The 14,576-nt window shown below is 60.8% G+C and carries 13 protein-coding genes; 9 read left to right on the forward strand and 4 right to left on the reverse strand.

What is annotated here, in order from left to right; genetic code table 11:
- Position 1: 1 nt before the first annotated feature.
- Entirely contained in the window at positions 2–1,603 is a 1,602-nt protein-coding gene (locus tag AAAX73_RS03100) for an FAD-binding oxidoreductase (protein ID WP_349124971.1), read from the reverse strand.
- Between the two features lie 345 nt (positions 1,604–1,948).
- Here AAAX73_RS03100 and AAAX73_RS03105 point away from each other — a divergent pair, with 345 nt between their 5' ends.
- The 4 genes from AAAX73_RS03105 to AAAX73_RS03120 all read left to right on the forward strand — a co-directional run bounded on the left by AAAX73_RS03105 (position 1,949) and on the right by AAAX73_RS03120 (position 3,680).
- Entirely contained in the window at positions 1,949–2,245 is a 297-nt protein-coding gene (locus AAAX73_RS03105) for a hypothetical protein (RefSeq protein ID WP_349124972.1), read from the forward strand.
- Positions 2,242–2,751, forward strand: coding sequence for a hypothetical protein (locus tag AAAX73_RS03110; RefSeq protein WP_349124973.1), 510 nt, complete (start codon positions 2,242–2,244; stop codon positions 2,749–2,751). Before AAAX73_RS03105 ends, AAAX73_RS03110 begins: the two co-directional genes overlap by 4 nt.
- An 88-nt stretch (positions 2,752–2,839) precedes the next feature.
- Positions 2,840–3,439, forward strand: coding sequence for a hypothetical protein (locus tag AAAX73_RS03115; RefSeq protein WP_349124974.1), 600 nt, complete (start codon positions 2,840–2,842; stop codon positions 3,437–3,439).
- Positions 3,440–3,443: 4 nt separating this feature from the next.
- Complete coding sequence (locus AAAX73_RS03120) at positions 3,444–3,680, forward strand: LPXTG cell wall anchor domain-containing protein (protein ID WP_349124975.1); 237 nt, start codon at positions 3,444–3,446, stop codon at positions 3,678–3,680.
- Here the strand turns inward: AAAX73_RS03120 and AAAX73_RS03125 are convergent.
- On the reverse strand, positions 3,664–3,969 hold the full coding sequence (locus AAAX73_RS03125) for a hypothetical protein (protein WP_349124976.1): 306 nt from the start codon (positions 3,967–3,969) through the stop codon (positions 3,664–3,666). The genes AAAX73_RS03120 and AAAX73_RS03125 overlap by 17 nt on opposite strands.
- A 79-nt stretch (positions 3,970–4,048) precedes the next feature.
- Between AAAX73_RS03125 and AAAX73_RS03130 the strand changes: the two genes are divergently transcribed.
- The 5 genes from AAAX73_RS03130 (at position 4,049) to AAAX73_RS03150 (ending at position 11,676) form a co-directional block, all read left to right on the forward strand.
- Positions 4,049–5,134 carry a hypothetical protein gene (locus AAAX73_RS03130; RefSeq protein ID WP_349124977.1) on the forward strand — a complete coding sequence of 362 codons (1,086 nt, stop codon included), beginning with the start codon at positions 4,049–4,051 and terminating at the stop codon, positions 5,132–5,134.
- Between the two features lie 118 nt (positions 5,135–5,252).
- On the forward strand, positions 5,253–5,969 hold the full coding sequence (locus AAAX73_RS03135) for a DUF554 domain-containing protein (protein WP_349124978.1): 717 nt from the start codon (positions 5,253–5,255) through the stop codon (positions 5,967–5,969).
- 88 nt (positions 5,970–6,057) lie between these two features.
- Positions 6,058–7,818: a TerB N-terminal domain-containing protein gene (locus tag AAAX73_RS03140; RefSeq protein WP_349124979.1), complete on the forward strand. Its 1,761-nt coding sequence runs from the start codon at positions 6,058–6,060 to the stop codon at positions 7,816–7,818.
- Positions 7,811–9,115 carry an ATP-binding protein gene (locus AAAX73_RS03145; RefSeq protein ID WP_055250673.1) on the forward strand — a complete coding sequence of 435 codons (1,305 nt, stop codon included), beginning with the start codon at positions 7,811–7,813 and terminating at the stop codon, positions 9,113–9,115. Before AAAX73_RS03140 ends, AAAX73_RS03145 begins: the two co-directional genes overlap by 8 nt.
- 116 nt (positions 9,116–9,231) lie before the next feature.
- The gene (locus AAAX73_RS03150; RefSeq protein WP_349124980.1) at positions 9,232–11,676 is read left to right on the forward strand and encodes a DEAD/DEAH box helicase; all 2,445 of its coding nucleotides are present in this window, start codon (positions 9,232–9,234) and stop codon (positions 11,674–11,676) included.
- A gap of 25 nt (positions 11,677–11,701) precedes the next feature.
- Here the strand turns inward: AAAX73_RS03150 and AAAX73_RS03155 are convergent, their stop codons facing one another.
- Positions 11,702–12,577, reverse strand: coding sequence for a fused MFS/spermidine synthase (locus tag AAAX73_RS03155; RefSeq protein ID WP_349124981.1), 876 nt, complete (start codon positions 12,575–12,577; stop codon positions 11,702–11,704).
- Positions 12,578–14,485 carry an elongator complex protein 3 gene (locus AAAX73_RS03160; RefSeq protein ID WP_349124982.1) on the reverse strand — a complete coding sequence of 636 codons (1,908 nt, stop codon included), beginning with the start codon at positions 14,483–14,485 and terminating at the stop codon, positions 12,578–12,580.
- Positions 14,486–14,576 lie beyond the last annotated feature (91 nt).

Below are 14,576 nucleotides of genomic sequence, written 5' to 3' on the forward strand. Positions count from 1 at the left end.
TTCACGCGCGCCCTTTCTGAACGAGCTCATCCAAGAGCTTCTCCGAAAACAGGTTGCCGCGACCCAGCCGCCCGGCAGGATCGAGCTGGAGCTTGAGCCGCGCCGACTCTACCATGGCCTCGTGACCGTACATCGTCTCCAAGAAGCCCGCCTTGATCTTGCCGACGCCGTGCTCGGCAGAGACGGCGCCGCCCATGGCCGTGACCTCGGAAGCCCACTGGGCAAAGAGTTCTCCGCCGCGGCGGTAATCCTGCGCATCGCGCGGCAGAATGTTCACATGCAGATGGTTGTTACCTATATGTCCCCAGGCAGCAGACTCAAGCCCGCTTTCGGCCAGTGTGTAACGATAGAGGGCAACGACATCGGCCAAGCGCGTGTTGGGCACCGACATATCCGACCCCAGTTTGGTGATGGTGGGATCCGTGCGGCGACGCTCGTCGATGAGCATGTTGACGCTCTCGGGAACGGCGTGGCGGAAGAACCGCTGGCATTCGCGATCGACCTCGGTGCGCGCAACCCAGGTCGCGTCGTCGCGGCCGCCCGCAAGCTCTAGTACCCACCCCAAGTGATACAGCTCCTCAGTCGCCTGGGCTTCGTCGTCGCAGTCGAGCTCCACGTAGACACAGACCTTGGCGTCTTTGTCGAGCGCCGGCAGCGAGGCGAACGCGGTCGACTGCTCACGCTGACGACGCAGGATATCCAGGGCACCCGCATCGAAATATTCGATGGCAGCCGCGTGGGACAAGACGGAACGCACAGAATCGGTGAAGGACACGGCCTTGTCTTCGCTGTCAAAGAAGCAGCTCACGCCCCAAACGACCGCAGGCACCGCCTGCAGGGCAATCTCGAGCTCGGTGATGACGCCGAGTGTGCCGCATGCGCCAATAAAGAGGTCGATGGCGTCCATGTCATCCGCAACGAAATAACCTGACGCGTTTTTGGTCTTGGGCATGGTATAGCCGGGAAGATCCAGCTCGAGCGCGCGACCCCCTGCCGTCACGAGCGACAAGTGGCGTGCGTCAGCGTGCGCCCGACCTCGATGAAGCTCGAGCAAATCGCCGTCCGCCAGTGCCACGTGAAGCCCCGTAACGTGCGGGCGCATGGGGCCATAGGCGTAGCTGCGGGCACCGGAGGCATTGCACGCCGCCATGCCGCCCAGGCAGGCAGATGCCTCGGTGGGATCGGTGGGAAAGAACTGCTCGGGAGCTGCCTGGAACTCCTCATAGGCCTCAAGCGATGCCTGATCCCAGCCAGCGGTCGGCAATGCCTTCTTGCCCAGCTGCTTGCGCAACTCCGAAAGCACGACGCCCGGCTCCACGCGCAGCAGAAAACGGCCTTGCTCGTCGCGGCGAAGACCCAGGTAGCGATTCATACGAGAAGTGTTGAGGATATGTCCGCCGTGGGGCACGGCACCGGCAGCCAGACCGGTCCGAGCACCCTGAACCGTTATCGGAACATGCTCGGCATGGAGCTTTCGCAGAATGGCACGGGCCTCGTCCTCCGTTGTCGGAAACGAGATACTCGACGCCTCGCCCGATGTGCGAGATTCATCGCGACCATATTCTTCGAACTCGTCGCTGAAGGGTTTGATGGCTGCTGACACGCGGACTCCCCCTTTAGTTAACTACAGTGCTTGCAGGGAGATGTTACCGCATCGTTTCGTCGACGTGTCTGAGACCGTCTCCATAATTGGCGAATTTTACGTTTGTGCAATTCGGCGAACGGCGACGTTTTCTCGGCAGGCGCTGTATTTGACGCACCCCTTCCCATCGTTGCCGTGCACGTAATAGGCACTCGAAAAAACTTGAGATATTTTTTAGCGTCTCTCACCTGCGGCGATGTAAACCCGTCAAGCATTTGGTCAGAAATTGGTCAAGTTGTGGCTGATACGGTCGGCATCGACAGCCAAAACCAATAGAAGGTTTGGCCCAAAAGCAGGGAGGTTCCCATGGCATATTACTGGCCCCAGTACGGCATCGCCATCGAAGTTGACGATGACCCATATCTTCTGCCCTTCGATGAGAAGGCATTTCCCGATGCGGTTGTCTATCACGTCACCACCGACGTGATTTGCGATCCCGAATCGTTTTCGGCATTCGCTCACCATATCGCTCACATCCACGACATCAAACTCGACCCAAACTTCGACGAGCTCATCTACTCGCGACGCCTCATGCTCCACATGCTCTTTGGCGCCGATCCGTCCACGTTCGCGCGCGTCTATACCACTAAGGATGCCGCATGAACGCACGGAAGCGGTCGAGCCCCCTGGGGTCAAAACATCGGAAAAGGCTCGGCGCCGTCTGTCTAGCCATCGTCTGCGCCCTTATCGCCGTCGGCCTTTACGCCTGGCAGTCAAAGCCTGTCGCCGAGACGGGCACCTCGGTCACAACGGCGGAGGGCAAGTCGCGCCAGGAGATCCAGGACGAGCTCGATGTCATCGTCCGCGACAACATGATGACGATCTCGGTCGCACCGGTCGCCCAGCTGCAAAAAGGCGGCAAGCTGCGCGTCAACGTGCAAAACGTCCAGGATAACAAGTTTCCCCAGCGTTTCCGCGTGATCCAAAACGACGAGACCATCTATGAATCGGGCGTGGTCGAGACCGGCAAGACCGTTGAGACCTGCCCTGCAGGCGACATCAAAGAAGGCGAGGCGTATATCGAGATCCAAGCACTCGACGCCAAGACCTACGACGCCCATGGCAATCCCACGCGCGTCAAGGTGCGGGTTGCGCAGGCAGAAGACTAGATCTGCCGCCTGTTGCGAAAATGCGCACCCGCGCCGCTTTCGTCCAACCATCACGGAAACGGTCCGTGACGAATAGAAAGGAACGATTATGGACATCACCAGGAACTTGAGTGGGACCAGAGCGCTCGTCGTGGGCGCAGGGTTGGCGCTCGCGCTCGCAATGGGCGCCGCGCCGACCACCGCCCTGGCGGAGGGACGCGTTGGAACCACCGACGTGACCATCAGGACCGAAATCGACAACATCAAGTTCGCGGCTCCGACCGTCATTCCGTTTGTCGCCAAGGCCGACGGCACGCTCCAGGGCCCTTCCGAGAACGCAACCACCATCGACAATCTTTCGGCCTATGGCATCCACGTTACCAACATGAAGATCGGCGCCAAGAACTCATGGAACATCGTCGCCGATGCCAAGACGGGAACCGCTCAGAACTCTATCGATTTTAAGGTCGGCCCAGACAAGGCGCCCCAAGACGCTCACGCCGCGACACAGGAAGCGGGACTCGACCTTTCCAAGAATGCATCCTTTGACATGGGCTATCAGGGCATCGCCAATGGTACGGACAAGATTATGCTCAAAACCAGCGGCAATGTCGCCCGCGTCACGCGAGACATCTTCCATGTGACCGGCACGGGCGACCAGGTCGCAACCATTACGTGGACGGTCGAGCCCGGTGCGCACATGGCCTAAGGCGATGGTCCTTGCCGTCATCATCGGCGTTGCAACGTTTGCCCCGATCGCCGCCTTTGCCCAACAAGAGCAGGCGCAAGCTGCCACACAGGTGACTGTCGATCTATCGGAGCTCGAACGCAGTGGCCAACACGAGCCCCTAGCGCAAACGGGCGACACGCGACAGTTCCTGGCAGCAGGAATCGCCGCGGCAGGCGCAAGCGCCATCGGCCTAGGTCTGCGCATCAAACGCAGCCAGTAGCCGCACAAATCGAGACCGTCCAGAACAGGTAAGGAGAACCCATGGCATCAAAGAACCTTTTGCCCGTTGCCGCGCTCTGCAGTGCGCTTGCCACCGGGATGCCCGTCGCCGCTCTAGCGACACCCGCCGTGGACGTCCCCTTACCTGCCGTCAACTGTCTCGCCACAAACCAGACGAGCGCCATCGCGCGCCAACGCTTCTCGCTTGCGCGGGCAAGCATTTCGACCTCGGGGTGCCTCCGTCGCCGCGCAAACAGCTCGATAGTCGTGGATACCGAGCGCTCGAGCACAGCGGACGGCCCCCTAACGGGATGCGTTATCTGCACATGGCGCGCAGCTGCAACTGATGCCGATGGCGATTCCTGCGACGTGGAGCTGTGCCTCGACATCACCCTGTCCGATGACTCGGCGGACGGGGCAACAGTCGCCTTCGACAGCACGTTTTTCGAAGACGGAGGAGGTGTATGCCTGGGCTGCGTCCCCTCGAGCGCCGATGGCACGCAGCCCGCTATCTCATTCACCGCATCGCTGAAAATGACCAAGGCGGGCACCGACGCCACAGCAAATGGCGAGATTCCTCTGATGTTCTACGCGAGCGGCACAGAAAGCCAGGAGATTCGGGGCAAACAGCGGACCGGATCGCTCAGCCTAACGCGAGGGACAGATCCCGGTCCTGTCGATATCAGTACCCAAACGCAAGATGTGCATCACGTCCTTGTCGATCCGGCGCTCCTCGAGATGGAATGGAGCGGAGCGGGAGCGGTCGGACTCGCCCCCTCGACAGCTGACATCGCAAGCAACTCCAGCGAGAACCGCGGTGAAATAACGCCTGGGGACAATGGCGCACCAGGCGACATAACACCGCCATCGAGCGGTCCTTCAGCCACTTTCAGCGAGCCAAGCGAAACAACCGCCGCAGTGGGCGGCACACAAGCTGGCGAAAACTTGGGGTATCCCATGCCGGCAGACATCGACGAGGGCAATTGTTGCATGATGGTCGCGCTCGACCGCGCGGGAACCGTCGACGCCGCGAGCATTGAGGTCGCCGCCGCCGATAAGCCCGTCCGCAAAGCAGCCATTATCGCATTCCCTAAAACCGTCGAAGTTGTTTTTCTACCATCGGGCGAGGTCGTAGCCCCTACCCTGCTCACCCTACTTGGGGCAAAGGGCACGGCCAACCAAATCGACAACCTCACGGTCGTCGACCCTGCGACCACCGCAAAACTGCACCTGTATGCCGTAACCTCGGACGGAGACAAAACCGAGGAATTCGACGGTAAAAGCCTCCTGAATAACCGGATACTCCATAAAATGGAAGACGTCTCGTATCAAATTGAGCTCGAGGGATTTGACCGAGCTCGAGATGCCGATATCATCGCCGCGGCCATTGAGTCCCCGCAGCGACTCATGACGCTGTGCTTCGATTACAGCCCCTATGTCGTGATGGGAGGCTGAGGCTTAGGCACCAAATGCCGTCATTAATACCACTTATATAACGTATAGGATGAGTCATGACGCACCCTGCAGCCCGTTCTGCTACGATTGCCAGGTTGGCATCAATATGGGAGGGTTCATGCCGGGTTTGGGAACGATCATCAACGTCGCGCTTTTGATTGCGGGCGGACTGCTGGGCCTGATAGGCGGACGTTTTATCACGCCCCGCATCCAAGACACGCTCATGAAGGCGTCGGGGCTGTGCGTTCTGTTTATCGGATTGGGCGGCACCATGCAAAAGATGCTCGTCATTGACGGGAAAACGCTGGCGACCACCGGCACCACCATGCTCATCGTCTCGTTTGCCCTTGGCTCGCTCATCGGCGAGGCCATAAACCTGGAAGCCGGCATCGAAAACCTGGGCGAATGGCTCAAGCGCAAAACCGGCAGCGAGGGAGACAACGAGTTCACCAATGCCTTTGTCTCGACATCGTTGACCGTCTGCATCGGTGCCATGGCTATCGTGGGATCAATCCAAGACGGCCTGCTCGGCGACTGGTCCACGCTCGCCCTCAAAGGAGCGCTGGACTGCATCATCGTCTGCACCATGACGGCCTCACTCGGCCGCGGCTGCATCTTCTCCGCCCTTCCCGTTGCCGTATTCCAGGGAACGATTACGCTGTTTGCCGGCGCGCTCTCCCCCATCATGACCGCCGCCGCCCTCGACAGCCTATCGCTCGTGGGCTCTATGCTCATCTTCTGCGTCGGAGTCAACCTCATCCGTCCTCAGACCTTCCGCACGGCCAATATGCTCCCCTCCGTTGTCATAGCCGTCATCTATGCCCTCCTGTTCTAAATCTATCTACGTAGCGGTATCTCGAACACCTGTTTGATGCTGTGCTATGATATGAGGTCACCAAAGCTGCGTTAGGAGAGGGGAAACGGTGGCCGACCAGGACATCAAGATGCTCATCGAGCGCATTATGGCCGAGGCACGGACCCATCAGTCTGCTCGCTTCTCAAACGAAGTCTATGCTGACGAGCCGATTCTCAAAACCGGTCGTCAGATGCAGAATTTCCTTCCCGACCAGTACCGCAAGATGCGCGAGATATCGCGCTGGCAGGATGACCCCAAAGGCGGCGCGGGTCGCTGGCTTTCGGAAGCCGAGCTTTTCTACCGCCAAGGCCTGCTGATGGCCGACTTTGAAGACGACTGCCCCTACAACGGCACATTCAAGTCGTACTTTCCCACCTACAACGCCATGAGCGATCGGCAACTGCGCGGCTATTTTACTTGGCGCGCCCAAGTGCGACGCGGAACCGTCGAGGAAACGTCTACGTCCTTTGCCTTCCTGTATCTCTATGAGCTGATCTGCGGCATTGGCGTAGATGACCCACTCGATGGTTTTAACAAAATCAAGGCCTTTTGGGATGCCTATCGCACCTTCGAGCCCGGCATCGATCGGTTTGCACGCGTGTGGTTGCAGGATTACGCCGTATTCCATGGGCTCGACCCCAAGCTGCTTCGCGACTCTAAAACCGTCATGTTCGATAACGCCCTTATCGAGCTGCGGCGCGCGGTTCGAGACCTTGCGCCCACGCCAGCCTCGTCAGACCTGGCGCCTGCGCGTCGCAAGACCTCCGAGCCTACGCTCCCCCTTCCGCCCGACGAGGCGCGCGAGGAGCGACTCATGGCCGCCATCAACGCCCTCTCCACGTATAACCTCAATAACTCACGGCTCGATCGCAGTCACCATCGCGACCTACGCCACGTGGCATGCGCCGTGTATGTCCGTATGGCGCGCTACTATGACACGCACCGAAAGACCGGCATCGTAGCGAGCTTGTTTGGGGAGGAGACGGCCATGCCCTACACCATGTTTGCCTCGGCCGTGTTCTTTGCGCCCGAGCGCCACGAGGACTGCGAATATCGCCTGGACCCCATTCACATCTATCGCTGCCAAAATGGCTTTTGGGAATGCATGCGCATCCACGGCAGCAGACAAAAAAGTAGCAAGCTCGGTGAGATGATGCGCGCCTGCGACCAACGCCTGCGCCTGGCCCTAGACCCCACCCATCCCCTAAAGGAGGAGAAGGTCCCCAAATATCTGGCCAAGATCATCGATGACGAGATCGTGGCATGGCTTTCGTGGGACGCCGCGCACCAGCCTGTCAAGATCGATATCGATTTGAGTCAGCTGGGGCACATTCGGAGCGCCGCCGCGCAAACGCGTGAAGCGCTTTTGATTGATGAGGAGCGCGAGGATGATGTGTCTATGGAAGCCGAGGCGACGCTTATCGAGCAACCGAACACCGAGTCTGCGCCCAGCATGACCGCCGGACCTGGCGAGATGGCCACACGGCAAGACGAACCCGACGAGCCGACTGTCTCCACCGAAGAGTTTGGCGTCGTGGCACCGCTCCTCGTGTCTGTGCCCGCGCCCGTAACGCCCGCGTCTGCCGAAGCTGCGAACAAACTCGCGCCCGCCGCAGATGCCTTCCTTCGCGCGCTCCTCGAGCAAAACGCAGTGCAAGCGACATCGGCAGTGGCGCGCTCGGGCCAGAGCGAGGATATGCTCGTCGACAGCATCAACGAGGCGCTCTTTGACCTGGTGGGTGACACCGTTATCGAGTTTGGAGCGGCAGGACCGCAGATTATCGAGGACTACGAAGCAGACGTGAGAGGATACCTAGACCATGAGTGATACCGCATCCGCAGCACCCCACGTGCCCAAGCGCGTCGCCGCCGTCATTCTCAACTCGCTCAAGGGCGGCGTGGTCCCGCGCATCGGCCTTCCCTATATCACCGTGGGGCGCGAGGTCGAGATCCGTGCTCTGCTCACCGACCTGAGCCTCATCGCCGATGGCGGCGCAAGCTTCCGTTTCCTAGTCGGTCGCTACGGCGCCGGCAAGAGCTTTTTGCTCCAGACCATCCGCACGCACGCCATGGGCGAGGGATTCGTCGTGGCCGATGCCGACCTATCCCCTGAGCGCCGCCTGCAGGGCGGCCAGGGACAGGGCCTTGCCACCTACCGTGAGCTCATCCGCAACATATCGACCAAGACGCGCCCCGAGGGCGGTGCGCTCAACCTTATCCTGGATCGCTGGGTCGCCTCGTGTGCCGATGCCGACGAGTCTGCCGTCAATGCCCAACTGGCCCCACTCGAGGAAATGGTCCACGGCTTCGACTTCGCCCGCATGCTCCGCCGCTACCGCGCGGCCGTATCCGAGGGCGACGAAGAAGCTATGAGCCGCGTGACCAAATGGATTCGCGGCGAGTACCGCACCAAGAGTGAGGCACGCGCCGAGCTGGGCTCCTCAACCATCATCAGCGATGACGACTGGTACGACTACGTTAAGCTCATTGCGCGCTTTTTGGTCTGCAGCGGCTACAAGGGCATGCTGGTGCTCATCGATGAGCTCGTGAATCTGTATAAGATTCCCAACGCCATCACACGCCAATACAACTACGAGAAGATCCTGACCATGTACAACGACACGCTCCAGGGCAAGGCGCAGTACCTGGGCATGATCATGGGCGGCACGCCAACCTCCATCGAAGACCGCCGCCGTGGCGTGTTCTCCTACGAGGCCCTGCGAAGTCGACTCGCTCAGGGCCGCTTTGCACGCGAGGACCTTAAGGACATGCTCGCGCCCATCATCCGCCTGCAGCCACTCACCTACGAGGAGTTGCTGGTGCTGATCGAAAAACTCATGCAGATCCATGCCGGATACTTTGGCTGGACGCCCACGCTTACCGAGAACGACTTGGTAGACTTTCTCAAGATTGAGTTTGGCCGCGTGGGAGCCGATACGCACCTGACGCCGCGTGAGGTCATCCGTGACTTTATCGAGCTGCTCGATATCCTGTGCCAGAACCCCGATGCAAACGTGGCTGAGTTGCTGCAAAGCGTCGGCGGCGACGCGCTGGCACCGGCAGCCGCAACAGGCGACACCGGCACCGCAGACGGCAACCGCAACTTCGCCGAATTCACCATCTAACCTGCCAAAAAGGGACAGGTCTATTTTGGCAGCTTTTATCTGCACAAACGTTGAGACAGCAATGCAGCAAACCATTGCCAACCGCATTGAGAGGTTCGTATTTGAGGGGAGGCCCCGTGAACGCCTTTGACCGATATGCTCCGTTTATCCAAGACTTCATCTACTCCCACGATTGGGAGAGTCTGCGCTCTATCCAGGTTGCGGCGGCAGATGCCATCTTTAACACACAAGACAATGTGCTCCTAACGGCATCCACAGCTTCCGGCAAAACCGAGGCAGCCTTCTTTCCCATCCTGACCGAGTTTTGGGAGAACCCGCCCGCGAGCGTGGGCGCCCTCTACATCGGCCCCCTCAAAGCGCTCATCAATGATCAGTTCGTCCGCCTCAACGACCTCTGCGAAGAGGCCGATATCCCTGTCTGGCACTGGCATGGCGATGTCTCGCAGTCGCACAAGGCTAAGCTCATTAAAAAACCGAGCGGTATCCTGCAGATTACACCCGAGTCACTCGAAGCGCTTTTAATCCATAAGCACATGGCGATCCCGCGCATGTTTTGCGACCTGCGCTACGTGGTCATCGATGAGGTCCACTCGCTCATGCGCGGCGACCGCGGCGGGCAGACGCTCTGCCTTATCGAGCGCCTCTCGCGCATGGCAGGCGTGCAGCCCCGCCGCATTGGCCTTTCGGCCACCATCGGCGACCCCGAGCACACGGGCGCCTTTCTCTCGCAGGGAACGGGGCGCGACTGCGTTATCCCCCGCTTTGAGGAACCGCGCCGCGTGTGGCGCATCTCCATGGAGCACTTCTACAACTCGGGCCCCCAGGCTCAGCAACGAGGATTCGTAGGCACAGGTCCACAAGAAGCCGAGGTGCTCGCATGCGAGCGCATTGAGGCGGCACCACCCGCGGCGCTGCCCGCCGGCGCCCAAGACATGCGCCACAGCGGACAGCTCACGCAAGAGGAGCGCCGTCAACGTCGCGAGCAGGCACGGGGCAAGGCTGCCCCCAAGGACCGTCGCACTTCCTCGGCTCCCGAGGGCGAAGTCGACATCCCGCAGGCAACCGAACAGGCGCTGCTCAACCCCACCGACACCGCACCTGACAACGCCGACCCCGGCATGGGCTACATCTTTGAACATACCCGCGGCCGCAAGTGCCTGGTCTTTGCCAACTCGCGCGAGGAGGCAGAGGCCGTGTGCTCCGTGTTACGCAGCTACTGTGAAAACCGGCACGAGCCAGACCGCTTCCTCATCCACCACGGCAACCTCTCGGCATCGCTACGCGAGACCGCCGAGGAGCTCATGCGCGACGAAGAACAGGCGCAGACAACCGTCACCACCTCCACGCTGGAACTCGGCATTGATATCGGTCGCCTGGAGCGCGCGTTCCAGATCGATGCGCCGTTTACCGTCAGCTCCTTTTTGCAGCGCATGGGGCGCACAGGCCGCCGCGATCTTCCACCCGAGATGTGGTTTGTCATGCGCGAGGAGGAGCCCGAGCCGCGCACGATGATGCCCGAAACGATACCCTGGAAGCTCCTGCAGGGCATCGCACTCGTACAACTCTATCGCGAGGAAAAGTGGGTCGAGCCACCCGAGCTCGATCGACTCCCCTACAGTTTGCTCTATCACCAGACCATGTCGACGCTCGCCAGCACCGGCGAGCTCACACCGGCCGAGCTTGCCCAACGTGTGCTCACGCTCAGCTATTTCCACCGCGTCTCGGCCGATGACTATCGCGTACTGCTGCGCCACCTTATCAAGATCGACCACATCCAGGTCACCGAGGGCGGCGGGCTCATCGTGGGCCTCGCGGGCGAGCGCATCATCAACAACTTTAAGTTCTACGCCGTGTTCCAGGAAAACGAGGAGTTTACCGTTCGCAGTGAGTCGGCCGAGTTGGGCACGATCGTCAATCCCCCACCGCCTGGTGAGCGCATTGCCATCGCCGGACACTGCTGGATTGTCGAGGAAGTGGACTGGAAGCGTCATACCGTCTTTGCCACACAGGTAAAAGGTCGCGTGCCTGCCTACTTTGGCGACTGCCCCGGAGACATCAATACGCATGTACTCGAGCGCATGCGCAAGGCGCTCAACGAGCACGCGGCATATCCGTACCTCATGGGCAACGCGCGGTCACGCCTTGCACAGGCTCGTCATACCGCCGAGATTTCGGGCGTGGGAACCAAGCCGCTCATTAACCTGGGCGGCGACACCTGGGTGCTCTTCCCCTGGCTGGGTAGCTACGCCTTTTTGGCACTCGAGCGCATGCTCAAGATCAAGTGTGCCGCGGAACTGGGCCTTCGCGGACTCGACCCTTCACGCCCGTACTTTATGCAGTTTAAGATGAAGGCCGACGAGGAGACGTTCTTTGAGGTACTCGCCGCCGAGGCCGAAAAGGACTTCGATCCCATCGAGCTCGTCTATCCCGGCGAGGTGCCTTATTTTGACCGCTACGACGAGTTTGTTCCCGAAGAGCTCGTGCGCAAAGGCTTTGCCGAAGGCGTGCTCGACACCGAAGGCATGAAGCAGCGCGTTCTCGGCTGGCGCGACCACACCTAAGACGGGACTGACTACTCCCAATAGGCTAGTCGTGGAGAGCAGTGCCAAGGAAGTCGGCGTCGAAGGGCACGGCTTCGGCAAAGGCATAGTCGCCGTCGCTGGCGATGAGCAGGTAGTTCTCCTCGCCGCCAAATTCCGCGTCGCCGCAGGGAACCACCCAGGCATGCGCAAACACCTCGAGCGCCGTGGCAACGCAACCGCGCAGGAACGTCACATCGCTCCCCTCGTTCGCACTCACGATATTGGCCGCATAGATACCGCCGGGGTTCAGGCTGCCCCGCACCAAACGCAGCGCCTCAATCGTCGCCAGCTCGCGCACGGGCTCGGCACCGCCAAAGCAATCGCTCACGACCGCATCGTAGCGATGATGCCCCACACTCGTCACGCCCAGATACGAGCGAGCCTCAGCGGTAATCACCCGCAGGCGATCGCCCACCGCGTGCTCCAGCTCGTCTAGGTAGAACCAACGACGCGCCAGACGTGTAATCTCGGCGTCGTACTCAATGACGTCCATGCGCAAACTCTCGTGCGACATCAGCGCGAACTTGGGATAGGCAAACCCTCCGCCGCCCAGCATAAGCATGCGGTCGATGCCATGACCATAAGCATCGCGCATGGCATCCTCGGCCTCAAACACATCGTCAAACGCACGATAGTACGCAAAGACGGGCTCTGCCCAACGCTCGCCAACGTAGGTCGCGCTTTGGTAGACGCTGCCTTGCACCAACACGCGGACTTCCTCACCGCTCTCATCGTGCACGCGCTTCACACGCGCCAACCCATTGCGGGTCCTCGCGACCTGCAGGCAGGCGGCGCGAACAGCGACGGCGGCCGCACCAAGCGCCGCGGCTCCCAGAGCAACGCCGGCAACGACGCCGGCAGAAACACTCGGCTTGTTCATCTAGAGCTCCTTTTGCAGATAGAGTCCATGGTCGTAAAAACCCAAATGGCGATAGTACTCACGCGTGCCGATCGCACTGATCACGTTGATGCGTGCATAACCCGCATCCCGGGCAATCTCGCACGCACGCTCTACGAGCAAACGCCCCAATCCATGGTGCTGGGCTGCCTGGCCTTGATCCCCCACGCGCGCCGCCATGCCATACACGTGTACCTCGCGAATCATCGCCTCGTCCGGCGTCGTCGGCAACTCGTCCGCATGCGCGGCAACAAATGCGCGATCGGGCAGCGACAGCCGCAAAAAGCCCGCAATCTTGCCCTGCGGCGTCACCCACTGCAAAAAGCGCTCGTGCGTCACCGGCGTCTCGTACGTCACTTCTTCGTCAAGGGCCAACTCGTTCAGGTCGGCACCCGCCGTGCTGATCTCGCGATAGCGAATCTCACGCACCGTCGCACCGTCACCCCGAGCAGCCAGGCGGTTCTCAACGAGCTGACGCAGGTTGGGCTTCTTGTTGCCCACCATAATGTCGTCGGAGCTAAAGTCGCGAATCATGCGGCTGATGCGGCAGAACGCCGGCGTCACCACGATGTCATCGGCCAGTACGTCGAGCAGCTCTTCCTCGGTATAGGGGCGCCACTCGCCACGCTCGTAACAGCCCACCAGGCGCGAACCCTCGATGAGCGCACACGGGTAGACCTTGACCTCGTCGGGCATAAAGGCGCCCTCGGTCATAAAGCGCTCGTAGTCGCGCTTGTCACCCTCGGGCGTGGCGCCCAGCAAGTTGAGCATAAAGTGCGCGTGAATCTTAAAGCCAAACAGGCGCGCAAGCGAAAACGCTCGCTCGATCTGTGCCACCGTAATACGGCGCTCGTTGATATCGAGCAGGTGCTGGTCGAGGCTCTGGATACCCATCTGAATCTTGGTGCAGCCCAGGCGGCGGATAAGCGTAAGCGCCTGCGGCGTTACGGCATCGGGGCGCGTCTCGATAACGAGTCCCACCACGCGATGCTTCGCCGTCTCGTTGATGCGCTGCTGTTGCTCAAGCTCCTCCATCGTTGCCGTCTGCCACTCGGCGACTGCGCCCCAAGGCGTGCCGGGGCCGTACAGACGACGCACCGCGCGGTTATAGCCACCCTCGGCAGCATCCACACGCCCTTGCACGCCGGCAACGCCGGCGGCAAGCTCGGCCTCATCGGTCGCAATACCGGCAGCCCTATAGCGCTCGCGACGCTCCGCCACCACCGGCGGCAGGGCATCGGCGGGAGCGTCATCGAGCAGGCGCCCCGCCTCGGCACAGCTGATGCCCGGACGTGCCAGCATGGGGTTAGCCGCCACGCCCGCCACGGCGTCTTCATTGAGCGCACGGAAGAGCTCCGACATAAACCATGCCTGATACCCCTGCGGATAGTCGCTCCAGGTACCACCGAGCACAATGAGCTCGATCTTATCGGTCGCATGCCCCATCTGCGAAAGCGCGGTCAAACGAGCGCTCACCTGCAAATACGGGTCGAAGCAGTTTTGCTCCGCACGGGCGCATGCCGGCTCGGCGTGCAGATAGCTCTTGGGCATGCGCAGGTCGTTGGGGCAAAACAGGCAATCGCCCGAACAGGGCCACGGCTTGGTAATGACGGTAATGGTCGCCACGCCCGAGGCCGTTCGGCGCGGCTTCATACGCAGCACCTGCAGCAGTCGACGTTCCAGCTCGGCATCGACATTCCACCCAGCCCAACGAGCCGGCTCCTCACGCTTCACCCGCTGGTAGAACGGCAGCAGACGGCGCTTGGCCAAATCGCGTTTGTCGGCACCCTCGCGGCGCGCCTCGGCATGTATCAACTTGACGAGCGCCTTGTCGTCCACGGTCTCACCGCGACGCAGAGCCTCGAGTATGTTCAAAATAATCTGTTCCATGCCCCCATTGTAAAGGCAAAGGCGCCGGAGCCCGTCACGGCCCCGGCGCCTCCATCAAAGAGCATGCCTATATGCACCGATCTCCGAAAAC

This window comes from Collinsella sp. CLA-ER-H9, from assembly GCF_040092295.1.
Lineage (GTDB): Bacteria > Actinomycetota > Coriobacteriia > Coriobacteriales > Coriobacteriaceae > Collinsella.